At 74.5% G+C, this 22,060-nt stretch carries 23 protein-coding genes and 1 tRNA gene; 15 read left to right on the top strand and 9 right to left on the bottom strand.

Annotated elements, in window-relative coordinates:
- Window positions 1-233: 233 nt before the first annotated feature.
- Window positions 234-869 (bottom strand): uracil phosphoribosyltransferase, encoded by a 636-nt coding sequence (upp, locus tag ACFVFR_RS23355; RefSeq protein ID WP_383704778.1) that lies wholly within the window; start codon window positions 867-869, stop codon window positions 234-236.
- Window positions 870-1,027: 158 nt separating this feature from the next.
- Between upp and ACFVFR_RS23360 the strand changes: the two genes are divergently transcribed.
- The 5 genes from ACFVFR_RS23360 to ACFVFR_RS23380 all read left to right on the top strand — a co-directional run bounded on the left by ACFVFR_RS23360 (window position 1,028) and on the right by ACFVFR_RS23380 (window position 4,517).
- Window positions 1,028-1,213, top strand: coding sequence for a hypothetical protein (locus ACFVFR_RS23360; protein WP_383704780.1), 186 nt, complete (start codon window positions 1,028-1,030; stop codon window positions 1,211-1,213).
- Between the two features lie 412 nt (window positions 1,214-1,625).
- A complete protein-coding gene (locus tag ACFVFR_RS23365; protein WP_383704782.1) occupies window positions 1,626-2,168 on the top strand; it encodes a hypothetical protein in 543 nt (180 codons plus the stop codon).
- A 63-nt stretch (window positions 2,169-2,231) separates the two neighbouring features.
- Window positions 2,232-2,708: a tRNA adenosine(34) deaminase TadA gene (gene tadA / locus ACFVFR_RS23370; protein ID WP_383704784.1), complete on the top strand. Its 477-nt coding sequence runs from the start codon at window positions 2,232-2,234 to the stop codon at window positions 2,706-2,708.
- Between the two features lie 265 nt (window positions 2,709-2,973).
- A tRNA-Ser gene (locus ACFVFR_RS23375) sits at window positions 2,974-3,060 on the top strand.
- A gap of 701 nt (window positions 3,061-3,761) precedes the next feature.
- Window positions 3,762-4,517, top strand: coding sequence for a DUF4232 domain-containing protein (locus tag ACFVFR_RS23380; protein WP_383704786.1), 756 nt, complete (start codon window positions 3,762-3,764; stop codon window positions 4,515-4,517).
- Window positions 4,518-5,189: 672 nt separating this feature from the next.
- On the opposite strand, the gene ACFVFR_RS23385 is transcribed toward ACFVFR_RS23380, so the two are convergent.
- The gene (locus ACFVFR_RS23385; RefSeq protein WP_383704788.1) at window positions 5,190-5,726 is read right to left on the bottom strand and encodes a hypothetical protein; all 537 of its coding nucleotides are present in this window, start codon (window positions 5,724-5,726) and stop codon (window positions 5,190-5,192) included.
- Window positions 5,727-6,168: 442 nt separating this feature from the next.
- Complete coding sequence (locus ACFVFR_RS23390; protein ID WP_383704790.1) at window positions 6,169-6,726, bottom strand: DUF4232 domain-containing protein; 558 nt, start codon at window positions 6,724-6,726, stop codon at window positions 6,169-6,171.
- A gap of 365 nt (window positions 6,727-7,091) precedes the next feature.
- On the opposite strand from ACFVFR_RS23390, the gene ACFVFR_RS23395 reads away from it, so the two are divergent.
- From ACFVFR_RS23395 to ACFVFR_RS23410, 4 genes are all read left to right on the top strand, one after another.
- A complete protein-coding gene (locus tag ACFVFR_RS23395; protein ID WP_383704792.1) occupies window positions 7,092-7,319 on the top strand; it encodes a hypothetical protein in 228 nt (75 codons plus the stop codon).
- 335 nt (window positions 7,320-7,654) lie between these two features.
- Entirely contained in the window at window positions 7,655-8,167 is a 513-nt protein-coding gene (locus ACFVFR_RS23400) for a GNAT family N-acetyltransferase (protein WP_383704795.1), read from the top strand.
- Between the two features lie 299 nt (window positions 8,168-8,466).
- Window positions 8,467-8,706 carry a hypothetical protein gene (locus ACFVFR_RS23405; RefSeq protein WP_383704797.1) on the top strand — a complete coding sequence of 80 codons (240 nt, stop codon included), beginning with the start codon at window positions 8,467-8,469 and terminating at the stop codon, window positions 8,704-8,706.
- Window positions 8,707-8,718: 12 nt separating this feature from the next.
- Complete coding sequence (locus ACFVFR_RS23410) at window positions 8,719-9,063, top strand: hypothetical protein (RefSeq protein ID WP_383704799.1); 345 nt, start codon at window positions 8,719-8,721, stop codon at window positions 9,061-9,063.
- A gap of 148 nt (window positions 9,064-9,211) precedes the next feature.
- Here ACFVFR_RS23410 and ACFVFR_RS23415 read toward each other — a convergent pair whose 3' ends face one another.
- The 3 genes from ACFVFR_RS23415 to ACFVFR_RS23425 all read right to left on the bottom strand — a co-directional run bounded on the left by ACFVFR_RS23415 (window position 9,212) and on the right by ACFVFR_RS23425 (window position 12,539).
- Entirely contained in the window at window positions 9,212-9,943 is a 732-nt protein-coding gene (locus tag ACFVFR_RS23415) for a C39 family peptidase (protein ID WP_383704801.1), read from the bottom strand.
- A gap of 124 nt (window positions 9,944-10,067) precedes the next feature.
- Window positions 10,068-10,793, bottom strand: coding sequence for a peptidoglycan-binding protein (locus ACFVFR_RS23420; protein ID WP_383704803.1), 726 nt, complete (start codon window positions 10,791-10,793; stop codon window positions 10,068-10,070).
- A 654-nt stretch (window positions 10,794-11,447) separates the two neighbouring features.
- Entirely contained in the window at window positions 11,448-12,539 is a 1,092-nt protein-coding gene (locus ACFVFR_RS23425; RefSeq protein WP_383704806.1) for an EamA family transporter, read from the bottom strand.
- 78 nt (window positions 12,540-12,617) lie between these two features.
- Here ACFVFR_RS23425 and ACFVFR_RS23430 point away from each other — a divergent pair, with 78 nt between their 5' ends.
- Together ACFVFR_RS23430 and ACFVFR_RS23435 are read left to right on the top strand one after the other, a co-directional pair.
- On the top strand, window positions 12,618-13,544 hold the full coding sequence (locus ACFVFR_RS23430; protein WP_383704910.1) for a LysR family transcriptional regulator: 927 nt from the start codon (window positions 12,618-12,620) through the stop codon (window positions 13,542-13,544).
- 294 nt (window positions 13,545-13,838) lie between these two features.
- Entirely contained in the window at window positions 13,839-14,759 is a 921-nt protein-coding gene (locus tag ACFVFR_RS23435; protein WP_383704808.1) for an inositol monophosphatase family protein, read from the top strand.
- A gap of 406 nt (window positions 14,760-15,165) precedes the next feature.
- Here the strand turns inward: ACFVFR_RS23435 and ACFVFR_RS23440 are convergent, their stop codons facing one another.
- Window positions 15,166-15,759 (bottom strand): isochorismatase family protein, encoded by a 594-nt coding sequence (locus ACFVFR_RS23440; protein ID WP_383704810.1) that lies wholly within the window; start codon window positions 15,757-15,759, stop codon window positions 15,166-15,168.
- Between the two features lie 371 nt (window positions 15,760-16,130).
- On the opposite strand from ACFVFR_RS23440, the gene ACFVFR_RS23445 reads away from it, so the two are divergent.
- On the top strand, window positions 16,131-16,358 hold the full coding sequence (locus ACFVFR_RS23445; protein ID WP_383704813.1) for a hypothetical protein: 228 nt from the start codon (window positions 16,131-16,133) through the stop codon (window positions 16,356-16,358).
- Window positions 16,359-16,585: 227 nt separating this feature from the next.
- On the opposite strand, the gene ACFVFR_RS23450 is transcribed toward ACFVFR_RS23445, so the two are convergent.
- Window positions 16,586-17,128, bottom strand: a complete 543-nt coding sequence (locus ACFVFR_RS23450) for a GNAT family N-acetyltransferase (protein ID WP_383704815.1) — start codon at window positions 17,126-17,128, stop codon at window positions 16,586-16,588.
- Window positions 17,129-17,479: 351 nt separating this feature from the next.
- Between ACFVFR_RS23450 and ACFVFR_RS23455 the strand changes: the two genes are divergently transcribed.
- The 3 genes from ACFVFR_RS23455 (at window position 17,480) to ACFVFR_RS23465 (ending at window position 20,974) form a co-directional block, all read left to right on the top strand.
- Window positions 17,480-19,693 (top strand): transporter substrate-binding domain-containing protein, encoded by a 2,214-nt coding sequence (locus ACFVFR_RS23455; protein WP_383704817.1) that lies wholly within the window; start codon window positions 17,480-17,482, stop codon window positions 19,691-19,693.
- Window positions 19,694-19,928: 235 nt separating this feature from the next.
- Window positions 19,929-20,759, top strand: coding sequence for a helix-turn-helix domain-containing protein (locus ACFVFR_RS23460; protein WP_383704819.1), 831 nt, complete (start codon window positions 19,929-19,931; stop codon window positions 20,757-20,759).
- Window positions 20,756-20,974 carry a DUF397 domain-containing protein gene (locus ACFVFR_RS23465; protein WP_383704821.1) on the top strand — a complete coding sequence of 73 codons (219 nt, stop codon included), beginning with the start codon at window positions 20,756-20,758 and terminating at the stop codon, window positions 20,972-20,974. Before ACFVFR_RS23460 ends, ACFVFR_RS23465 begins: the two co-directional genes overlap by 4 nt.
- Before the next feature lie 118 nt (window positions 20,975-21,092).
- Here the strand turns inward: ACFVFR_RS23465 and ACFVFR_RS23470 are convergent, their stop codons facing one another.
- Window positions 21,093-22,043 carry an NADP-dependent oxidoreductase gene (locus tag ACFVFR_RS23470; protein WP_383704912.1) on the bottom strand — a complete coding sequence of 317 codons (951 nt, stop codon included), beginning with the start codon at window positions 22,041-22,043 and terminating at the stop codon, window positions 21,093-21,095.
- Window positions 22,044-22,060 lie beyond the last annotated feature (17 nt).

Genomic DNA, 22,060 nt, shown 5'->3' on the forward strand with positions numbered 1-22,060 from the left:
CCCGAGCGATAGCCGCCCGCGCCGGGCGGACCCGAGCGACAGCCACCCACCTCGGGGGACCGACGGTCGCCAGTGCCCGAGGCGGCCACATCCGAGTCGCACGGGCCCCGGCGGACGCCGCCTCCGGGCCGCACGGGCCGGCGGGCACCGGTCGCGCGTGGCGGGCCGTACGGGGCGGGGAGCGGCGAGGGGGCGGCGGACGCCTCGGGGGCGCGTGCCGGGGGGGGGTGGGTTCAGCCCGCCGTGCCGTACATGCGGTCGCCCGCGTCGCCGAGGCCGGGCACGATGTAGCCGTGCTCGTCCAGTCGCTCGTCGATGGACGCGGTGACCACGGTCACGGGGGTCCCCGCCAGTTCGCGCTCCATCACCTCGACGCCCTCCGGCGCCGCCAGCAGGCACAACGCCGTCACGTCGTCGACGCCGCGCGCGATCAGTTCCCTGATGGCCGCGACGAGCGTGCCGCCGGTGGCCAGCATCGGGTCCAGGACGTAGACCTGGCGCCCGGAGAGGTCGTCGGGCATGCGCGAGGCGTACGTCGAGGCCTGGAGCGTCTCCTCGTTGCGGACCATGCCCAGGAAGCCGACCTCGGCGGTGGGCAGCAGCCGCACCATGCCGTCGAGCATGCCGAGCCCGGCGCGCAGGATCGGCACCACCAGCGGGCGCGGGTGGGAGAGCCGCACCCCCGTCGTGGGCGTGACCGGGGTCTCGATGTCCACCTGCTCGGTGCGCACGTCGCGCGTCGCCTCGTACGCGAGCAGGGTGACCAGCTCGTCGGCGAGGCGCCGGAAGGTCGGACTGTCGGTGCGCCGATCGCGCAACGTGGTGAGCTTGTGCGCGACCAGCGGGTGGTCGACGACGTGGATACGCATGGCACCGACATTAACCGAGTGCACGTGCGATGACCTCGTCGTGCACGGCCGCTGGCGGGCTGTGGCCTCGGTGGCATCAAACCACCGTTTCGGGGGAAAGTGGGCACGTACGCCCGGCACACCACTCCGGAGCCGGGCCCGCGCCCGAGGTGGTGTCCATGTCCGACCCAGACGAACGCGGCGACGAGGCGACGCCGGAGGACGACGCCGACCGGCGCCGGCGGCGCGCGCAGTTCCTGCGCGAGCTGAACGAGGCCCGCGAGCTCCGCGACCGCGTCCAACCGCGCCGCGCCCGCGCGGCACGCATGCGGCAGGCGATGCGCATGCGCACCTTTCGCTGGTAGCGCCGCCCGGGCCACGACGCTGCCGCCACCCGGGCCACACGGCGCCCGCCCCAAGGGCCCGCGACACACCGTCCGCGCGGGTCGCGTTGAGGCGGCGCCCCGCACGGGGAGCGGGCGCGCGGGCCGGCGGCCGAAACACCACCGACCGCCCTCGCCCGGCACGCCCGGGGTGCGACCGACGTCACCTCGGCCCACCCCGGTTGAGCAGCGGGCACACCCTCGCACAGCGCGCGTTAAGTGATCGTCGGACTACCAAACGTACGTACGGATCACCGAGCGCTTCCAGGGGTGATCCGTCAGTGACAACACTTCGGACAGCCGCACGACGCAGTCCAGAAGACCTCTCGCGGCGCGCTGGTTTCTGCCACGATTCCGAGTGGCGGGGCGCTGCCCCGTCGGTCCCGGCACGCCTATGACCAGTGGGAGAGTCACGGTGTACTTCGCCGCACTGCTCGCGCGCACCGAAGACGGGTGGGAAGCGAGCGACACAGAGCTCGATGACGTGGAGACCCTGTCCGACCTGACCGAACTGGCCCGAGGGGCCGCGGTCGAGGAGGACACGGTGCTCGCCTACATCGAGCAGGAAGACGCGTGGTTCGGCCTCGTCCGGGTGGACGGCGAGGAAGACCCGCGCATCTACGTCTCGGACGCGGCAGCAGCCGCCCGCAGCTCGTACGGCGCGATGCTCACCGACGAGCTGACCGAACACGACGCGGAAACCGACCTCGACCGCCTGGTCGACCTGGACGGCACCGAGGACGGTGAACCCGAGCCGGACGACGACGACGCGTCCGAGACCTCGGGCGAAGCCGTGCCCACGGGCCCGCTCGGCGACCCGGAGGTACTCGCCGACCTCGGCATCAGCGCCAAGGAGCTGCGCGCGCTCAGCGACGACGCGCTCAGCGAGATCGCGGAGGTCCTCGGATGTGGGGAGGTACTGGAGGCGGTGCGCTGACGACACGAAGGGCCCGCCTCCCCGCCGTCGGGCCGGCGGCGGGAGGGGCCGCACACTGGTGCCATGACTGATCCCCTGCGCGCCCCCTGGCACGGGCCGATGCGGCACGCCCTGGAGGAGGCCGTACGGGCCCCGGAGACCGGCGACGTCCCGGTCGGCGCGCTCGTCCTCGGCCCGGACGGCTCCGTACTCGGCCGGGGGCGCAACGAACGCGAAGCGACCGGCGACCCGACGGCCCACGCCGAGGTGCTCGCCATCCGCGAGGCGGCGGCCCAGCTCGGCGCGTGGCGACTGACGGACTGCACCCTGGTGGTCACCCTGGAGCCCTGCACGATGTGCGCCGGGGCGATCGTCCTGGCCCGCCTCGACCGCGTCGTCTACGGGGCGGTGGACGAGAAGGCGGGCGCCGTCGGCTCCCTGTGGGACGTCGTACGCGACCGCCGCCTCAACCACCGCCCCGAGGTCATCCACGGCGTCCTCGCGGACGAGTGCGCCGCCCTCCTGACCCACTTCTTCCGCGACACCGACCACCCCCGCTGACGCTGCCGCGCGCCACCGCCGCCGCACCCCGCGCACGCCCCGCCCCGCCCCGCCCCGCCGGCCAGCGTTATCCGTACGCCCTCCGCGCGCGTACGCCCCCCGCCGCACGCCCCCTCCCCGCCGTACGCCTCGCTCTCGTACGCCCCGAGCGCTGAACTGCTGGCTCGACGCGCACGACCTGCGCATATCACCCATACCACCCCATACCTCCCTCACCTCGGAACCGATTTCGGCGCACGGCCTCCCGTCCGCTAAGCTCTCTCTCGGTAGCGTGTCCGAGCGGCCGAAGGAGCACGCCTCGAAAGCGTGTGAGGGGGCAACTCCTCCGTGGGTTCAAATCCCACCGCTACCGCTTCAGGGAACCGCCCTTGATCTGGGAGACCAGGTCAAGGGCGGTTTTTCGTTGCCGCGCCACGCGACCCCGGTACGGTGGGGCCGCCTCGTCCGATGCTTCGCACGGCCTCCGGGTGACGCCGCGCACCAGGGACAGCGGTCAGCTCTCCCGCGTTCCCCGACGACACGGAGGCGGGCGCGACGGCCTTGCCGGCCGCCGTCGCGGGGGGGGACCGGTAGGGCGGGCATCGCGATGCCGCCGCCTCGGCCGAACGCCCCTCGGGCGTTGGCCAGCGGCCAGGCGCGGTGGCGGGCACGGGCCCAGGGCGTCGGCCCCGGACTCATCCGGTACTCCACCCGTACGCCTTCGTACGCCCGGTACTTCCCCGGGCTCCAGCGCTCCCCGTACGCCCCGGGCCTCCGGGTACTCCTGCGGGCGAGGGACGACCGGCGCTGCCAGCCCCGTCAGGCCGCGCGGGGTCCGGGAGACGCGGGGCCGCGAGCCTGGCCCGGGGGCGTGCGGTGGCCGCGAACGCGGGCCGCGCCGTGGCGGTAACGCCCCACTGCTGGGCGTTACCCGCTGGTGTGTGGCGTGGCTGTGGGACGTGAGTGAGGTGTTGTCGGGACGTCAGCGGCTCCGGGAACAGTGGTGAGCACACCGCGGGAACGACCACGAGGAAGTCCCGCACCGGAGATGACCACACGTTGGGGGAACCGATCATGCGTACTTCTCGTATTCGTAGCGCCGCTCTGGCCACCGTCACCGCCGCGCTGGCGCTGGGGCTGACCGCTTGCGGCAGTTCCGACGACGGCTCGAAGGCGGCGGGCGAGGGCAAGACCTCCGGCACCACGCAGAACCAGTCCACGCCCACCGAGGGCCAGGAGAACGGGGGCGAGGGCAAGGGCGGCGCGGAGCAGCGGGGCGGTGCCGACACGAGTGGTACGGAGCGGGCCGGCGGCGGCGACACGAAGCAGGCCGCGCGTTCCAAGACCGCGACGAGCGGGTCGGACGAGGTCGCGAACAAGGGCGGGGACACGACGGCCGAGGTCCAGCAGTGCGTCGGCGACGAGCTCATGGTCGCCGCGGAGCACCGCCTGGCCGGCGAGCAGGGCGACCACCTGCGGATCACCGCGTCGAACACGGGTGACAAGCCGTGCTGGGTCACCTCGTACCCCTCCGTGAAGCTCGGCGACGACTTCGACCACCCCGCCCCGCTGCCGCACTCGAAGAAGGACCGTCCGGGCGGCGGCGAGCGGATCACCCTCACGCCCGGCGTCCCCGTCTACAGCGCGGTCAACCTCTTCGACTACGGCACGGACCACCGCAGCGCCACCTCGTTCGCGATGGCGCTGCGTGACACGAACGGCCAGACCCAGCCCTACTACTCCGTCGACGCCAAGGGCGAGCAGCCGGAGTTCTCCTGGAACGAGGCCGACGTGCTCAACTGGAGCACCGAGAAGCCGTACGACTTCTGAGCCCGCGTGGGCCACTCCGGCAGCGCCCGGACGCCGGTTTCCCGCAGGGCGTCACCCGGCGGCGCGCGGGGCGGACCGCCCTCGCGGCCAGCGTTCCGCTCCGCCGAGCAGAGCGGCGCCCGCCACCGGAGCCCACCACGGTCGACGCCCACCATGGTCGACGCCCACCACGGTCCGGGGCGCCCCACCGGCCCCCGCTCCCCCGACCTGAGCGACCACTCCACCGATCGTCGCTCCCCCTCTGCGACGAAGGTGGAGTCGCCGGGCCAGCGCGGTCCGTACGCCACCACGACCGCCACCACGACCGTTGCCGCTACCGCTCTCGGAGAACCGCCCCCGACCTGGGAGAACAGGTCGGGGGCGGTGCGCTTGCGCGGCTACCGGGAGCGCGGGGCCCGCGTCGACACCCCGCCGTGGCCCCGCCGTACGGGTCGGCAGCCCGGGGCGACCCTCGTCGTACGAGAAGCCGGCGCCTCCTCACGGCCCCAGCCGCCCCGCCGCGTCCCGCCGCGTCATCGGAAGACCGCGCGACGCGCCTTCGGGTACGGCGGGGCCCGCCACGTCCTCGGCCGCCTCGGGCCCGTCCGCGTCAGGGCCCCGGGTCCGTTGCCGGGCGGAGCGCCATCGGCGCCGCCGCCCGGGAAGGAGCCGTGGGCCCGGCGTCACCACCGCTCAGGTGCCCACGGCCGGGGGCGTGGTGGGGGCCGTCAGGTGTGGGGGCGTGGGCTGGAGTTCGGCCAGGACCAGGGCGCTGGAGGGGATGGTGGCACGTAGTTCCAGGAGGCCGATCAGGGCGGCGTACAGGCGCTCGACGCCCTCGTACGCCTCGTGGGCCAGGACGAGGCGCGCGCGGGTTTCCAGGTTCTGCCAGGCATAGCGGCGGCGGAGGTTGGCCATCTGCCGGGCGTCCGCGCGCAGGAAGCTCGAACCGGCGGACAGCAGGGCCAGCACGGCCGCCGGTACCCGGGCGCCGGCCGAGGCGAGGCCGGCGGCGCCGGCGATGCCGGCCAGGACGGCGGCGGGGAAGCCGAGGAGGAAGGTGGCGTTCCACAGCTTGCCGCGACGCTGGGCGCGGCGGGCGCCGACGCTGGCCTCGCTGACGATCTTCTCCACCTCGCCGCAGAGGTGGCGTCGACGCGCTTCGGTGGTGTCGGCGGGGGCCGCGGGCGCGGGATCGTCGGGCGCGGGCGGCTGGGTGGCGTCTGACACGGTTCCCCCACGGGCTGGTGGCAGTGCGCGTCCGCCGGAGTGTAGGGGAGCCGTGCCGGGCGTCGGGCGGTATCCGGCGAAGCGCCGCACCCGGTCGCGTCGAGCGCGCCGTACGCGCGCCCCGTACGCCCCACGCGGCCGTGACCCCACCACCCGGTGGCCGCCGGCTGGTGGACGTCGACAGCGGCCCGCGCCGGCGCGCGCCTGCTCGCCCCCTCTGCCAGCTTGCCCACCACCCCGCCGGCGCCCGAACGCTCCCCCGCTCGCCGCGAACGCCCCCCCCCGGCACTGGCCTGGCAGCCCGGCCCGGCACGGCACGGCGAACGCCGGCCCGTTGGCCCGCTGGCCGGCCCACGACGAACGCCGGCCGCACGGCGCGGGGGGTGCGCGCGCCGTGCGGCCGGACGTGGGTGGGGCGGAAGGGGGCGGGAAGGGGCGGGGATCAGCCGTAGTTGACGGCGTCGTTCACGTTGTTCTGCCAGTACGTCACGTGCGGGTCGTTCACGTAGGTCTTGCCGCCCGGGAGCTTCAGGACGACGCCACGGCCGACGCTGCCCTGGTCGTTGGCGGTGTTGAAGTACACGCCGAGCTTGGAGGTGTAGTAGCCCTTCCTGCCGTTGTCCGCGGCCGAGGAGGTCATCGCGGAGGCGTACGCGGACTGGCCGGGCTTCAGGGTGACGACGGCCTGCGGCTTGGAGCTCTTCCACGGCTGCGCCGGCGACTGCGCCTCGCCGAACTGGAGGTACGCGTAGTTGTAGGCGTAGCAGGTCTTCTTGGAGGTGTTCTTCGCGGTGATCAGCACGTGGTTGATCGGGCGCTGGAGCTTCTGCACGGTCACCTTGGCCTCCGCCTCCGTGCACGCGGCCGGCTTGGCGGCCTTCGTGCCCTGCGAGCCGAGGGCCGAGGCGGAGCCGGCGCCGAAGGCGGTGGCGGTCACGGCCGCGACGGCGGCGAGCGCGGCGGTGCGCAGAACACGGGTGGAAGCGGCGGAAAGAGACATGGCGTCACTCCTGTGGCGATGGGTGCGGGCTGTTCCCGACATCAACGAGCTTGCCCGGGTGCCCTAACAGGCCCCTAACGGTTGGTTGGTGAACGGATTTCGCATCTGACGGGAGGGTCGTGATTGCGCCGTTGGTGACGCGATCGCGCCGACCGTCGCACCGACGGAGGGTTGGCGCTGTCGTGACGTACGGGGTTGTTTCGAGGTCGAGTTGGGACGCGGGGGCGGCGGTCCGGATCGACGGGTTACCGCTCAACTCTGCTTATTCTTCTTAGGAGTTGGTGTCACCCGTACGATGGCGGTACGCACCCCGGCCCGGTCGCGGGTCGGGCACCTTCGCTCACGGGGAGAAAGGTGCGTGCCCGATGTGGATCGGGCTGCTGTCGGCGATCGGCATCGCCTCGTACGGAGGGACCGTCTCACTCCTGGCCCTCACCGCCACCTTCGCGCCCTCGGCGGCGCGACGACACGAGGCCCGGGCCACCCTGGCCGTGCTGACGCCGGGCACGGGGGGCTCAACGGCTGCGGCGGACACGGCGGGGCCGGCAGGTGCGACACCACCGGCCGCGCCCGGCGGTGACGGTCCGGCCTGACGGTCCCGGGCCGGGCCCTCGCGGGTGTCGCCCGGACGGATGGGCGGCGGCGGGCGTACGGGCGGCGTCCCGCGCGAGCGGGGCGCCGCCCGATGGCGTGTGTGGCCGCCCCGCGTCCAGCCGGGCGGGCGTCGGCGGCCCTGGCCTCGGCGCTGCGCGGGTCGCCCTTCTCGGACGGCGCCGTGGCGACGGCGGCGCGGTCGAGGGGCCTGACTGTCGGCGGCGAGGCCACTGGCCAGGCACCATGAAGGGGTCGGCCCGTCATGGTCGACACGGGCCCGAGCGCGCGCCGCGAGCGGGCCCCGCGTCCGAGTTCCCTCACGAAGCGGAAGAGCATGACCACGAGCTGGACCACCCGTCCCGAGACCGCCGCCGACGTCGCCGCCATCCGCGAGATCACCCTCGCCGCCTTCCCCACCCCGCTGGAGGCCGACATCGTCGACGGGCTGCGCGCCGACCCCGACGCATGGATCGACGGCCTGTCACTGGTCGCCGAGGCACCCGACGGCACCCTGGCCGGGTACGCCCTGCTCACCCGTTGCCGGGTCGACGGGGCGCCCGCGCTGGCGCTGGCGCCGTGCGCCGTACGGCCCGACGCCCAGCGCGCGGGCGCCGGCTCGGCCGCCATCCGGGCCGCGCTCGACGCCGCCCGCGCGCTGGGCGAGAACCTCGTCCTCGTCCTCGGGCACCCCGAGTACTACCCGCGCTTCGGCTTCGTCCCGGCCTCCCGGCTCGGCGTCCGCGCGCCGTTCGAGGTGCCGGACGAGGCGATGATGGCCCTCACCCTGGACCCCGCCCGCCCGGCCCCCACCGGCACCATCCGCTACCCGGCCGCCTTCGGCGTCTGACCGCGTACGCCCGCCGCGCCGGGGCGCCGGTCTCACCCGCCACCGCCGACGCGCCCCAGAACGCACGCCACGTGACGCGAGGCGGCGGCTTTCACCGGCCGTCGCCAACTCGCGAAAAGCGCAACGCGAGTTCAGCTTTCGGCAATTTCACCGGCACGCGCGCCGGCTCCTCAAAAATGTACGAAGTTAACTATTTAATAGGGTCTTTATCTCTATAGCACTGCGCTTCGCCACTTATTAGCCTGGCAACAGGGACGTCGAACGCGGGGGGCGGCGTCGCCTGGAAGGAGTGCGGGATCATGACTGATCATTCCGCGAAAGACAGCAGAGAAGACCCGACTTCGGGTGTGCGCCCCGAGCAGCTCGCCGCCGCGGCGGCGGGCGAGGCGATCAGCGCGCCACCGCCCGAGGACACCGCATCGCACGCCGACGCCGAGGAGACCCGGTCCGGGTACGCCGAGGCGCCTGGTGAAGCGGCGGCGGAGGGCACGTACAGCGGTCCGGCGGTGCGCCGGCGGCCGCGGCCGAGCGGGAACTGAGGGGTGAGGAACATGCTGAAGTTCCTGAACGGATACTCCGTCACCGTCAACGTCATGTACGAGCGGCTCGACAACGGCTGCCGCCCCGAGCCGTGGCGCAGAAAGGGCTGGTGGGTCATTCAGCCGGGCGGCTCCGCCGTCGTGTACGGCGGAGACCTCGCCGACGTGAACCGCTACTGGTACTGGTTCGCGTTCGCCGTCGACAACCGACAGTGGAACGGCCCGTTCCAGGAGAACGTGCCGCATTCGGTATTCGACTGGTGCCCCGACGTGGCCAGCAGCCCGTCCATGAACATCGGAATGCGCGAACTGGATGTGAACGGCGCGGACGACAAGATCCTCCGCCTGGTCCTGTGACCACGTCCCGTAACCGAGTCCGGTAACCGAATCCCGTAACCGACGGCCCGCTCCCACGGCGAGCCCACCCCGACGCGGAACCCCGGCCGCCCCGTCGCGTCGTCCCCGACCCACTCCCCCGGGCCGGGGACGATCGGCTGGGGGGAACTCAGGCCGAGTAGCCCTTGGGTGGGACCAGGCTGGCCAGTTGGTCGAAGGAGAGCCAGTAGATCTGGTTGCCGCCGAAGGAGGCGGGGTCGGCTATGAGGACGGTGCGGTTCGCGTCGTCGTAGCCGATGACCGTGAAGTAGTGGTAGATCGTCTGGTCGGAGGGGTAGCCGGGGGGCTGGTTGCCGGGTGGGGCGACGATGTTGGCGACCAGGGGGTAGTTGTTGTCGATGTCCAGGACGATGTCGCGCCAGAGCAGGTCCTTCTGTGCGGGCGTGGGCGGGTCGTCGGGCATCTCCTTGGTCTCGTACCAGCCGGTGCCGAGGTGGGCGTTGAGGACCGTGGTGACCTGGCTGATGTGGTCCGTACCGGATTCGGTGGTGCCGAGCTGGGCGGCCAGCTCGGCCTGGCCGGGCGGGGTGAGGCGGGCGGAGAGGGCGATGCGGGTGGCGGCGGGGCCGCACCAGTAGCCGGTCTCCTGGACCTGGTAGTCGACCGGGAGGGTGTGGGCGCTGGCGGTGTGGACGCCGTCGACGCGTAGCCGGGTGCCCGGTGCGTTCCGGCCGCTGACCACGGCGGTTCCGGCCCGCGAGCCGTGGTCGAGCACGTCGGGCGCGTCGGATACGCCGGGTGCGGAGGGGCCGGAAGCGGGGCGTCCCTGGGCCGTGGCCGGGGCGAGGAGGGCGCCGGTCGCGGCGGCGGCTACGGCGGCGGCGACAAGTCTCGTACGCATGCGGGCTCCTGGTGAGCGTGAGGGTGAGGGGTGCGCGAGGCAGCGGGTGCGCGAGGGAGCGCGGGGTGGGGGCGTGCGGGGTGGGGGCGTGCGGGCGCGCGCCGGTGGGTGGTGCGGACGCGGGTCAGGGGATCGGCAGGACCGTGGGGCCCTCCTGGGCCAGCAGGTCGCGGGCGAACGGCTCCCACCGCGCGTACCGCTCCGGGTACGCGGAGACCTGCACGGCCTGGCACACGTCGCCGGGCGGCATGGTCGGCCAGCCGTCGATCTGAAGCAGCCCGGGGTTGTCGCCGAAGGGGGCCACGCCGTAGAAGGACCTGGCCGAGGTGGCGACGTCGGTGATCTGTTCGGGCGTTCCCCAGCCCATGCTGGGGCGCTGTTGGAAGACGCCCAGCGAGTCGTGGTCGACGGGCTCCAGGTAGTTGACGAACTTCGACTCCTGCATGGCCGTCATCAGGGCGATGACCTGGCTCTGTTCGGGGATGTCGGCGCCCTTGCCGACGCCGATGACGGTGCGCGCGTTGGCCCGTTCCTCGGGGCCGAGGTCGGCGGCGGTACGGAACGTCTGGCGCAGGTCGGCGGCGGGGGCGTACCGCAGGGCGCTGGCGGTCGCCGGGTCGATCGCGCCGGTTGGGGGCAGCCCGTGCCGCGCCTGGAACCACGCCACGCCCTGCCCGGGGGCCGCGGCCGTCGCGGGGCGGGGCGTTGCCTGGGGGTCGGGCTCGGTCGGGTGGGGCGGCGTCCGACGGGGCGGGGTCGGCTGGGCCGCCGCCCCGGGGGCGGCGAGCAGGGCACCGGCGACGAACAGCGCGGCGGCCACGGCGGCGGGGCGGATGGGGAACGTAGGCAACGCCACTCCTCGAACGGTCGTCGTGGCGTCCCCTCACCCCGCACCCGGGCGGTGTCGCGCACCGTGCCGACCGCCGCCGTGGCAGCGCGGGCCGCGCGATGCCACGGCATCGCCCGGACGACACGTCGACGCTGCACGCACGGCACGTTGTGCGGACACGACGCGGTGGGGGGACGCGTGTGCAACGGTCCACGCCAGCTTGCTTGCATGGGCATGTCAGGCGCAACCGTTCCGGCACAGCGGGCGATGCGTTCGCCTGCCGGCGCACGCCGGCTGTGCCCCGCTTCGCGCGGGCGGCTCCGGCCATCCGGCACCCGGACCCGGCGCCGGTTCGGTCCGTGGCCCCCTCGGACCGGTGGACGACCGGTGGACGACCGTGCACAGGCGGCGCGGGCCTCCACCCCCGGCGCCCCGTCGTACGCCCCCGGGTCCGGCCACCTCCCGCACGGCCCCCCGACCCCGGCCCCGCCACCGGCACCCCGCCGCACCGCACCCGCCAGCCCGGCGCCCCGTCGTACGAACCCCCCGGGTCCGGCCACCTCGGGCCCAGCGACCTCCCGCACAGACTCCCCGGCCCCGGCGCCACGCCGTACGAACTCCCCGGGCCCAGCGACCTCCCACACGTATCCACCCACCCCCGGCGCCCCGCCGTGCTCACTCCTCGGGCGCGCCCCCCACAGCGGCGGGCGCCCCCGTCACCCGCGCCTCGACCGCCGCGCCCCGGTCCCGTCGCGCGGGAGCCACGGACCCGCCGCTTCGTTGTACCACCCCGCGTACCGCCGGCCGCGCCGCGTCGCCGACGGTGGTGGGCCGCACGTTCGGGTCGTCGGTGCGGGCGGAGCCGCGTCGGCTCGGGGACGGGAACTGGGCGGCGAGCATGGCGGCCAGGGCCAGGACGAAGCCGAGGGACTGGAGGGGGCTCAGGGACTCGCCGATGAACAGGCCGATCACGGTCGCGACCAGTGGGGACAGCAGCACCAGGGGTGCGGACGCGCCGACCGGGAGGCGGCCGATGCCACGGAACCAGAGCGTGTACGCGATCAGCCCGCCCATGCTGCCGAGCCACACGTAGCCGCCGACGGCGCCGGCGTCGATCCGCTCGGGCACGCCCTCGACGGTGAGGGTGAGCGGCAGCAACAGGAGGCCACCGACGGTCAGTTGCCAGCCGGCCAGGGCCATGGGGCCGACGCCGGCGGGGCGGCCCCACCGCTTGGTGAGGACGACGCCGCAGGCCATGGCGGCCGTGCCGGCGAGCCCGGCGAGCACGCCGACGGTGTCCAGGCCGGCGTGCGGCCCGAGCACGACGAGCCCGACACCGAGCACGCCGACCACGCCCCAGGCCAGCCGCCAGCCGTTCGGTCGGTCACCGAGTACGGCGGCGGCCAGCCCGGCGACCAGCAGCGGTTGGGCCGCGCCCAGGGTGGCGGCGACGCCGCCGGGCAGGCGTTCGGCCGACAGGAACAGCAGCGGGAACAGCGCGCCGATGTTGAGCACGCCCAGGATCGCGGCCTTCCACCACCAGTCCCCGCGCGGCAGCACGCGGGTGAGGGCCAGCGCGAGCAGCCCGGCGGGCAGGGCGCGCGTCAGGCCGGCGAACAGCGGGTGGCCGGGCGGCAGGAGTTCGGTGGTCACGGCGTAGGTGGTGCCCCAGGACGCGGGGGCGAGCGCGGTCAGTGCGACGGTCGCCGCCCGCTGGGCGGACGACGTCCGCCACGGGCTCGGCGACCGCTCGTGCGAGGCGGTCATGGGGGAAGCCTCGCCCCGAACCAACCATGCGACCAAAGCATGGTTGAGATGACACCCATGAACGAGCATCATGATCGAGTGGACCTTCAGCAGATGCGTTACGTCGTCGCCGTGGCCGAGACCCGTAACTTCACCCGGGCCGCCGAGCGCTGTGCGGTGGTGCAGTCCTCGCTCAGTCACCGGATCGCCAGCCTGGAGCGGGAGCTGGGCGTCAGGCTGTTCGCCCGGTCCAGTCGGCGTACGGAGCTGACCAGCGCGGGGGCGGCGTTCCTGGTGCGGGCGCGGGAGTGCCTGGCCGCCGCCGACCGGTCGGTGGCCGACGCGGCGGCGGCCGCCGGGGTGGTGCGGGGGCGGCTGGCGGTCGGCGTGATCATGACGACGGCGGCCATCGACGTGGCCGAGCTGTTGCAGCGCTTCCGCGCCCGGCACCCGGACGTACGCGTGGTGCTGCGGGCCGGCGAGAGTACCGATCTGGTGGACTCGGTACGCCGGGGCGAGCTGGACATCGCCTTCCTCGGGCTGCCCAGGGACCAGCGGCCGGCGGGTGTGGAGTCCCTCGTGGTGGACCACGACGAGCACGTGTTGGTGGTGCCGGCCGGGCACCGGCTCGCGGGCGCCGACCGGGTCGTGCTGCGGGACCTGGCCGACGAGACGTTCGTGGACTTCGTGGCCGGGACGGCCGCGCGGGCCCAGTCCGACCAGGCGTTCGCCGCCGCCGGGCTGGCCCGTGACGTGGCGTACGAGGCGGGCGTCGTCGAACTCATCGTGCGGCTGATCGCGCGCGGGCTCGGCGTCGCGCTGCTGCCGTCGGCGTTCATCCGGCCGCTGGCGGCCGACGATCCGGCGCTCGCGCTGGTCCCCGTGGTCGACGGCCCACGCCGCACGGAGTACCTGGCCTGGAGCCGGTTCAACCCGAGCCCCGCCACCCGCGCCCTGCTCGACGTGCTCGGCGTGGGACGCGGGACCCGCGCGGAGAGCCACCCCGAGCGACCGGCGGAGGAGTGAGGCTCCGCGCCAACCGCCCGCGGACGCGCGTCATCTGACGCCCCGCCCGTCGCCGGCCGCCCCCGGCCTCGTCGCCGACGTGGCGTACGGCCTACCCCCGGGGCCCGGCGTCGCACGCGGTCCGGCCCCAGGGGGGCGTCCACGGGGGGCGGCCCGACCCCGGCGCCCAGCCCAGCGGCGTACGCCCCGCGCCGGCTTCCGCGCCGGCGCTGGGCACGGGGCGCCCCTGGCGGAGTGGAGCGCGGCGAGGTGGCGTGGGGCGGCGGTGCGGGCGGGCGTGGCTATCCTGCGCGGATGCTGATCACGAACACGGAGACGGACGCCCGGTTGGCCGTGCGGGCGGCGCGGGCCGGCGCGGCGGTGGTCCGCGCGCTGTACGGGGGGCCACTGGAGCGGTACGACAAGGGCGCCGGTGACTTCGCGACGGCCGCCGACCTGGCCGCGGAACGGGCCATCCTCGACGTCCTGCGCGCCGCCCGCCCCGACGACGCCGTGACGGGCGAGGAGAGCGGGCGCACCGGGGCGGAGCACGCGCGGCGCCAGTGGTGGGTCGACCCGCTGTGCGGGACGCTGAACTACGCCGTCCGCACCCCGCTGGTCGCGGTGAACGTCGCGCTGCGGGACGGGGACGAGGTCACGGCGGCGGCCGTGGCCGACCCGTTGACCGGCGAGGTCTTCTGGACCGAGGGAAAGCGGGCGTGGTCGCGGGGCGACGCCGATGCCGGTGCCGGTGGTGGCGCCGGTGCCGCTGTTGGCACCGGTCTGGGTGATGGCGCCGGTCTGGGTGATGGCGGTGATGGCGGTGACGCCGATGGCGATACGGAGTTGGTGCCGTCGGCCGCGTCAGGGCTGGTGGACCTGAACCTCGATCCGCCGTTTCCCAACGCGCCCCGGTTCCGGGCCGCGCACCTGCTGACCGACCCCGCGTTCGGCGAGCGCTTCCGGCCCCGCGTCGTCTCCACCTCGCTGGCCGTGGCCTGGGTGGCCGCCGGCCGCCGAGCCGCCTACGTCACCGACGGCCACCTGCGCGACAGCGTGCACTTCACCGCCGGCATCGCCCTGTGTCAGGCCGCGGGCTGCGTGGTGACCGACCTCGACGGCCGCCCACCACACACCGGCGCGGGCGGACTGATCGTCGCGGCCGACGAACCCACCCACGCCATCCTGCGCGACCTCGTCCGCCGACAGGGCCAGCCCCCCACCACCGAGCGGTAGCGCTCGGCGCTGGCCCACCCGAGAGGAGCCAGCCCCTTACGCCGGAGGCCGGCCCTTACGCCGGGGGGGGGGGAACCAGTGCCCTACGCCGGGGCAGGCAAGCCCTGACGTCTGAGGGAACCAAGGCTCTTACGCCGGGAGCAGCGCCCCTGACGCCGGGGGAGGCAAGCCCTGAAGCCGACGGGACCAGGCCCGCACGCCGGGAGAGGCCGACCCTTACGCCGGAGGGGCCAGGTCCGTGCACCAGGAGCAGCGTCCCCCGCCGCCGAAGGAGGCAGACCCTGACGCCGAGGGGATCAGGTCCGTACGCCAGGAGGAGCGGACCCTGACGTCAGGGGAGGCCGACCCTGACGCCGAGGGGACCAGGGTCGTACGCCATCAGCCCCGGGCCGCTGCTACGGGGGGATCAGGTCCGTACGACGGGGGTGCCGGTCAGGGTGATGCCGGCGGCGCGTAGGTCGGCGGTGGCCCGTTCGGTGGTGTCGGGGGCGACGCCCGCCGTGTAGTCGAGCAGGACGCGGGTGGTGAAGCCGGCGCCGACCGCGTCCAGGGCGGTGGCGCGGACGCAGTGGTCGGTGGCGATGCCGACGACGTCCACGTCGTCGATGTCGTGCGCCCGCAGCCACTCCGCCAGTGGCGTGCCGTCGGCCGTGGCGCCCTCGAAGCCGCTCTTCGACGCGGAGTGCGCGCCCTTGAGGAAGACCTCGTCCACAGCGTCGGAGGCGGCCACCGGAGCGAAGCCGGGGTGGAACTCGCTGCCGTCGCTGCCGGCCAGGCAGTGCACGGGGAACGAGTCGCGGTAGTCGGGGTGTTCGGAGAAGTGGGCGCCGGGGTCGATGTGGTGGTCGCGGGTGGCGACGACCCGCGCGTACTCCACGTCCCGGGTCCGTTCGACCAGCCGGGCCACGGCCCGCGCGGTGTCGGCGCCGCCGCCCACGGGCACGGCTCCGCCCTCGCAGAAGTCGTTCTGCACGTCGACCACGATCAGGGCTCGCCCCATCACGCACACCTCTCCTCGCCGCCGGCCCTCGCGACCGGGCGGAACAGTTCGTCGAGGCGGCGTGCCGTACGCGCCGGCGCCGCGCCCGTCGGCAACGTAACCGGCGGCACTCCCCCGCGCACGCGTCCTCACCCACACGAGGCGAGCCGAGGAGCACGGGCGCACTCCGCGTCACGGACGCCGGGCCGGGCCCTCGGTGGAGCGCGCTACGCGAAGACGCGTTCGCGTCGCCCGCCGCGCGGGTAGGGTCGCGGCAATGACTGGACGTCGGCTCCAGCCGGAGACTCCACGCGCCTGAGCGCGTGGGCTGCCCCGTTCGCGTCGCCGTTCAGACGGGTCCCCTCACGGGGAGACAACTCGGAGGTCGGCGCATGTCCGCGTGGCTGATTCGTCCCTTTCTCGTCATGCTCTTCGTCCTGCCGCTGCTGACCGTGGTGTTGCTGTCCACGCCGGCGTGGCTCAGCTGGCCGTTCCTGCCCGTCGCGCGTCAGCGGATCGTGCTGGAGGTCATCGACCGGCTCGTCCAGTGGACGCGGGCGGTCATGGGGCAGCAGGTCGCGGCCACGGACCCGGGGCAGACGCGTACGTCGGCGGGCTGAGCCGGGCCGGGTGTCCCGAACGGCGGCCCGCCGACCAGCCCGCCCCTCGGGCCGACCGCCCCGAGGCCCTCGGACCGACCGACCCGAGGCCAGCCCCGTCCGTGGGCCGGCCGGAAGCACGGGCCGCCCCGGAACGCGGCGCGGCCCGGAACGCGGTCCAGCCCGGAACGCGAACCGGCTTGGAACGCGGCGCGGCCCCACCGCCCCACGCTCAGCCCTCCCCGCGCTCACCCCGCCCCGAGGCGCTTCTCCAGCAGAGTGACCCCGTACGACCGGCCCCCGTCACCGTGCTTCGCGGCGCGCTCGCCGACGACGGCGTACCCCGCGTCCTCGTAGTAGCGGCGCAGTCGGGGGTTGTTGGACAGGCAGTCCAGGCGGCACCGGGTGCGTCCGGTGGCGGCGATCCGGTGCTCGGCGGCCGTGAGGAGGTGGCGGCCCGCGCCGGGTGGGGCCGTGCGGCGGTCGGTCATCAGGCGGTGGACGTAGCCGGCGACCGGGGGCTGTTCGCCCCACGCCGGGAGGTCCTCCCAGCACAGTTCCCAGGCCCCGGCGACCGGGCCACCCGGCCCGAGGGTGGCCAGCCACAGTTCGCCGTCGCGCAGGCGGTCCCGGAAGTGGTCCGGGCCCAGGTCGCCGGGCTGCCACTGCTGGATGCCGCGTGCGATCTGCCAGCGCGCCGCCGCGTCCCGCAGGCGTACGAACTCGGTCACATCGCTCGCGTCGGCCCGTCGACAGGACAGGGCCGTGGGTGGGTCGGTCGTGTTCGGCATGGGGCTCATCGTCCCCGGCCCCGCCGCCGCGTCCCGCGCCGGCCACCCTCGGCCCGGCCCCGACACGGAGCCGACCCACACTCGGTGCGGAGCCGACCCGTACTCGGTGCGGGGCCGACCGGTACTCGGTGCGGAGCCGACCGGCACCCGGTGCGGGGCCGACCCGCACTCGGTGCGGGCCGGCGGCTCCGGGCCCACGGCCCCCGGCGCGGCCCCAACACCCGCCCGTAACCAGCACATCGCGTGCCCCGCCGACCAGCCCACCCGTGCCGCCCCTGTGGCAAAGTCAGCCCCGGTGTCGGCGCGGGCCGCCGCGTACCAGCGGACGGCACGAGGGGTGAGGGGGAGCCCGTGGGGCGTGTGATCGACGACCGGTTCGAGCTGGTGGAGCGGCTCGGCGGCGGGGGGATGGGCACGGTGTGGCGCGCCCGCGATCTGGCGCTGGGCCGCGATGTCGCGCTCAAGGAGGTGCGCCCGCCGGACCCCTCGCTGGCCGAACACGACCCCGAGGAGGCCCGGCAGCTCCGCGCCCGCGTCCTGCGCGAGGCCCAGGCGCTGGCCCGGATCAGCCACCCCAACGTCGCGACGATCTACCACATCGTGGACAGCGCCGAACACCCCTACCCGTGGCTGGTCATGGAGCTCGTCCCGGGCGAGAACGTCGCGGCCCGACTGGCTCGCGGGCCGCTCTCGCCGACCGAGGCGGCGAGCCTGGGACGCGGGGTGCTGGCCGGCCTCGTCGCCGTGCACGCGGCCGACATCCAGCACCGGGACGTGAAGCCCGCCAACGTCCTCGTCCGGCCCGACGGCCGCCCGGTGCTGACCGACTTCGGCATCGCGGCCATCCAGGGCTCCACCGCACTGACCGCCGCCGGCTCGATGATCGGCACGCCCGACTACATGGCGCCCGAGCGCGCCCAGGGGCTGGACGGCGACGCGGCGGCCGACCTGTGGTCGCTGGGCATGATGCTGTACGTCGCCGTCGAGGGCCGCCACCCCATGCGGCGCGCCAACACGCTGGCCACCCTCGCGGCCATCGTCGGCGAGGACGTTCCCCCGCCACGCCGAGCCGGCGCGCTCGCCGAACCCCTACGGGCCCTGCTCTCCCGTACGCCGACGGCCCGCCCCGACGCGGCGGCGCTGGATGGCCTGTTGGCGGCGGTGGCCACGGGGTCGACGTCCTCCACCCCAGCGGGCCCGGCCCCCGCCGCACCCGCCGAGTCCGTCACGCCGTCGCCCGCCGCGCTCGCCGGCTCCGCCACCCCGCCACCCCCGGCCGCCCGCACACCCGCCACCGACGCCTCTCCCACCACCGACCCCGGGCACCCCGCCGACCAGCCCGCCTCGACACCGCCCGCCAGGCAGGCGGCCACCCCGCCCCCCGTGGCCACGCCAGCGGCGGCGGCCACACCCGCGCCAACCGACGCCGACAGCGACTACCCGCTGGCCCCGCCCGCCGCGAAGACCCCGCCACCGGGCCCCGCCGCGTCCACCCCGCCACCGGGTTCCGCCACCCCACCGGGCCCCGGCGCGACGCCCCGCCCCGCGCCCGTCGCCCCGGCCGGGTCGCCGCCCGCGTCCACCCCGGCGCCTCCCGCGTACGGCCCGCCGACCCCCGTGCCGTCGGGCCCGCACGTCACGTCCCCGCAGTCCCCGCCGCCCTCGCGCACCCCCCGCCGTGCCGCGCTCTACGCCGCCGGGGCCGGCGCCCTGGCGCTGGCCGGCCTCCTCGGCTACGTCCTGCTGCCCGACAGCGGTTCCGACAAGACGGCCGGCGACCGGCCCACGCAGAGCCGTAAGCCGACCACCGAGCCCACCTCGCCGACCGGCGAGTCACCCGCCCAGGCCGGCGACGACAACGAGCGCGACAGGAAGGGCACCGGCAAGAAGATCAGCATCGGCGTCAAGTCCGACCAGCCCGGACTCGGCTTCCGCGCGCCGGACGGCAGCTACGCGGGGCTCGACGTGGACGTGGCGAAGTACGTCGCCAAGGCGCTCGGCTACGCCCCGGCCGACATCACATGGAAGGAAGTACGCAGCAGCGACCGCGAGTTGTCGCTGGCCAGCGGGGAGGTGGAATTCGTCGTGGCGACGTACACGATGAACGCGGCACGTGAGCAGCGGGTCGACTTCGCCGGCCCCTACCTCACCGCGCACCAGGACGTGCTGCTGCCCGCCGGCGACACCACGGTCAACGACGCGTCCAACCTCAACGGCAAGAAGGTCTGCACGGTCACCGGCTCCAGTCCCGCCCTCAATCTCCAGACCGTCGCACCACAGGCGGAACTCGTGCTGTACGAGTCGTACGCGCGCTGCGTCGACGCGCTGGCCCAAGGCCGGGTGGAGGCGGTCACGACCGACAACGCGATCCTGGCCGGGTACGCCGCCAGCCAACCCGGCGCGTTCCGCCTCGGGGGACTCAACCTCTCCAACGAGCCGTACGGCGTGGGCCTGGCCAAGCGCAGCCCGCTGACCGAGAAGGTCGAGAAGGCGCTGAAGCGGATGAAGGTCGACGGCGCGTGGGACAGGGCCGTCCGCGACAACGTGCCCCTGCTTCAGCCGTGACACCGGCACCGGACGCGCCACCCGTGGCGGCACGCGACAGACGGCGTTCCAGGCCCTGTTGACGCCCCCGCTACCCCAACGCCCGGGTCGCTGCTGGCATCCGGCCAGCCGTGCCCGTCCCACACCCCGGCGCGGAACGGCGAAATCACCGTGCGTAGCCCGACGGTCGCGTAGGCGTGCGTACGCTGAGAAGCGGCTCGCGTCCCACCACCGTTGACGGGAAAAGGGGTTGCACATGTCCGCCCGCCCACGCCACCTGACACCCGACAAGTCCGCCCGCCACCTCTTCGGCGCGGAGATGCGCCGACTGCGCGAGACGGCCGGCATGACACTCGACGCGCTGGCCGAGATCGTCCGGTACAGCAAGAGCTCCCTCCACCGCTTCGAGACGGCCGAGTCCGTCCTGCCACCCGACCTGCCCGCCAAACTGGACGCCGCCTTCGGCACCGACGGCCTCTTCGGCCGCCTCTACGGCCTCGCCCGCAAGGAGGTCCACCCGGACAGGTACCGCCGCCGCATGGAGCTTGAGGCACAGGCGACGGCGATCAGTGAGTACGCGGGGCACGTGGTGCCCGGACTGGTGCAGACCGGGGGGTACTCGCGAGCTCTGTTCCGCGTCAGCAACCCACAGGCGTCACCGGAGGACATCGAGGACAAGGTGACGACTCGGCTGGGCCGGCAGGCGCTACTGCGCTCCGACCCCGCGCCGGAGTTGTCCGTCATTCTCGACGAGACGGTGCTCCACCGCTCGGTCGGCGGGCCGGCGGTCATGCGCGAACAACTCGCTTACCTGCTGCCGCTGGTGGACGGCCCGGCAACGGTCATCCAGGTCATGCCGTTCTCCCACGGAGAGCACGCCCTGCTCGGCGGCTCGCTGACGCTGATGACTCTGGGAAAGGGAACCCTCGTCGCGTACGAGGAAAGCATTGATACGGGGAGCCTGCTGGAGGACCCGTTGGACGCCGCCACCCGACGCCGGGCCTACGATCGGATGAGGGCACATGCTCTGTCGCCCAAGGAGTCCGCGGTTCTCATCCGCTCGACGATGGAGGCACTACCCACATGAACACCACGCCCGCGACACCCGCGCCCCTGACCTGGCTGAAGTCCAGCCACAGCAACGGCGGTGGCGGCAACTGCGTCGAATGGGCACCGACCGCCGCCACCAGCGGCACCGTCCCCGTCCGCGACAGCAAGGACCCCCACGGCCCCACCCTCGCCTTCGACACAGCCGCCTGGACCGCGTTCGTCGGCGCCGTCCAACGGGGAGAGTTCGGCTAGTACTCCCGTTACTCCCGTGTGATTTCGCGATCTTGTAGGGGCCCTGGTCGGGAACGGGTGTGGTCACCGTGCGGCGGGGCGTGTGGGCTCCGTTCGCCTGACCGAGCCAGCGTGGTGATCACAGGACGAGCACGAGCTTGCCGCCGGGGCGGCGGGACTGGCTGAGCTTGGCCGCTTCCTGGATCTGGTCGAGGGTGTAGGTGCGGGCGACGGGTACGACCAGGACGCCTTCGCCGGCGAGCCTGGCGAACTCACTCATCTGGTCGTAGCGGATCCCGGTGGTGATCCGGACGCCCAGTTCGGCCGCGGCGGCGAAGTCCGAGACGGTGAGGACACGGTCGGGATTCCCGGTCAGCTCGATCAGGGTCGGTAGCGAGCCGCCGGCCGGACTGGGCTGGTCGACGCGGTCGATCCGGCCCCCGGTCGGCGTGGTGTCCAGAGCGCGGTCCACGAGGCCCGGGGCCAGTGCGCTGACGCGTTCGGCCATGCCCTCGCCGTAGGCGGTCACCTGTGCGCCGACCTCCTCCAGGGCGGCGGCCCGCGTCGGCCCGGCTGTGGCGATCACCCGGATGCCCCGGTGCAGCGCGAAGCGCACCGCCGCCTCACCCACGGTGGTGCCCGCGCCGTGGACGAGCAGCAGCTCACCCGGTTGAACACCGAGGTCGTCGAGCGCGCGCCACGCCGTCTCGGCCGCCATCGGCAGCGCGGCGGCCCGCTCGACGGTCACGCCCTCGGGAAGGCGTGCCCAGGCCGGCATCAGCGCGTACTCGGCGGCGCCGGCCGTCGGGCCGTCGAAGGTGGCCGGGCCGAAGACGCGGTCGCCGATCCGGACGCCGTCGACGCCCTCGCCGAGCGCGTCGACGGTACCCGCGACCTCCAGGCCGAGCCCGCGCGGCAGCGGCGGCAGCCGGTCGGCGAGAAGGCCGTCGACGAGGTGCCAGTCGGCCGGTGTCAGGCCACACGCCCGCACAGCGATCCGGATCTGTCCGGGCCCCGGCTCCGGCTGTGGGACGTCGCGGAGCACGATCACCTCCGGGGAGCCGAACCGGTCGAACTGCAGAGCCCTCACGATGACCTCCAGCCGAT

Source organism: Streptomyces sp. NPDC057702, from assembly GCF_042799315.1.
Classification (GTDB): domain Bacteria; phylum Actinomycetota; class Actinomycetes; order Streptomycetales; family Streptomycetaceae; genus Streptomyces.

Excerpts from the sequence above, each read along its gene's own strand:
- upp (WP_383704778.1), bottom strand. The coding sequence starts at position 869 with ATGCGTATCCACGTCGTCGACCACCCGCTGGTCGCGCACAAGCTCACC.
- ACFVFR_RS23360 (WP_383704780.1), top strand. The coding sequence starts at position 1,028 with ATGTCCGACCCAGACGAACGCGGCGACGAGGCGACGCCGGAGGACGAC.
- ACFVFR_RS23365 (WP_383704782.1), top strand. The coding sequence starts at position 1,626 with ATGACCAGTGGGAGAGTCACGGTGTACTTCGCCGCACTGCTCGCGCGC.
- tadA (WP_383704784.1), top strand. The coding sequence starts at position 2,232 with ATGACTGATCCCCTGCGCGCCCCCTGGCACGGGCCGATGCGGCACGCC.
- ACFVFR_RS23380 (WP_383704786.1), top strand. The coding sequence starts at position 3,762 with ATGCGTACTTCTCGTATTCGTAGCGCCGCTCTGGCCACCGTCACCGCC.
- ACFVFR_RS23390 (WP_383704790.1), bottom strand. The coding sequence starts at position 6,726 with ATGTCTCTTTCCGCCGCTTCCACCCGTGTTCTGCGCACCGCCGCGCTC.
- ACFVFR_RS23395 (WP_383704792.1), top strand. The coding sequence starts at position 7,092 with ATGTGGATCGGGCTGCTGTCGGCGATCGGCATCGCCTCGTACGGAGGG.
- ACFVFR_RS23400 (WP_383704795.1), top strand. The coding sequence starts at position 7,655 with ATGACCACGAGCTGGACCACCCGTCCCGAGACCGCCGCCGACGTCGCC.
- ACFVFR_RS23405 (WP_383704797.1), top strand. The coding sequence starts at position 8,467 with ATGACTGATCATTCCGCGAAAGACAGCAGAGAAGACCCGACTTCGGGT.
- ACFVFR_RS23410 (WP_383704799.1), top strand. The coding sequence starts at position 8,719 with ATGCTGAAGTTCCTGAACGGATACTCCGTCACCGTCAACGTCATGTAC.
- ACFVFR_RS23415 (WP_383704801.1), bottom strand. The coding sequence starts at position 9,943 with ATGCGTACGAGACTTGTCGCCGCCGCCGTAGCCGCCGCCGCGACCGGC.
- ACFVFR_RS23425 (WP_383704806.1), bottom strand. The coding sequence starts at position 12,539 with ATGACCGCCTCGCACGAGCGGTCGCCGAGCCCGTGGCGGACGTCGTCC.
- ACFVFR_RS23435 (WP_383704808.1), top strand. The coding sequence starts at position 13,839 with ATGCTGATCACGAACACGGAGACGGACGCCCGGTTGGCCGTGCGGGCG.
- ACFVFR_RS23440 (WP_383704810.1), bottom strand. The coding sequence starts at position 15,759 with ATGGGGCGAGCCCTGATCGTGGTCGACGTGCAGAACGACTTCTGCGAG.
- ACFVFR_RS23445 (WP_383704813.1), top strand. The coding sequence starts at position 16,131 with ATGTCCGCGTGGCTGATTCGTCCCTTTCTCGTCATGCTCTTCGTCCTG.
- ACFVFR_RS23450 (WP_383704815.1), bottom strand. The coding sequence starts at position 17,128 with ATGCCGAACACGACCGACCCACCCACGGCCCTGTCCTGTCGACGGGCC.
- ACFVFR_RS23460 (WP_383704819.1), top strand. The coding sequence starts at position 19,929 with ATGTCCGCCCGCCCACGCCACCTGACACCCGACAAGTCCGCCCGCCAC.
- ACFVFR_RS23465 (WP_383704821.1), top strand. The coding sequence starts at position 20,756 with ATGAACACCACGCCCGCGACACCCGCGCCCCTGACCTGGCTGAAGTCC.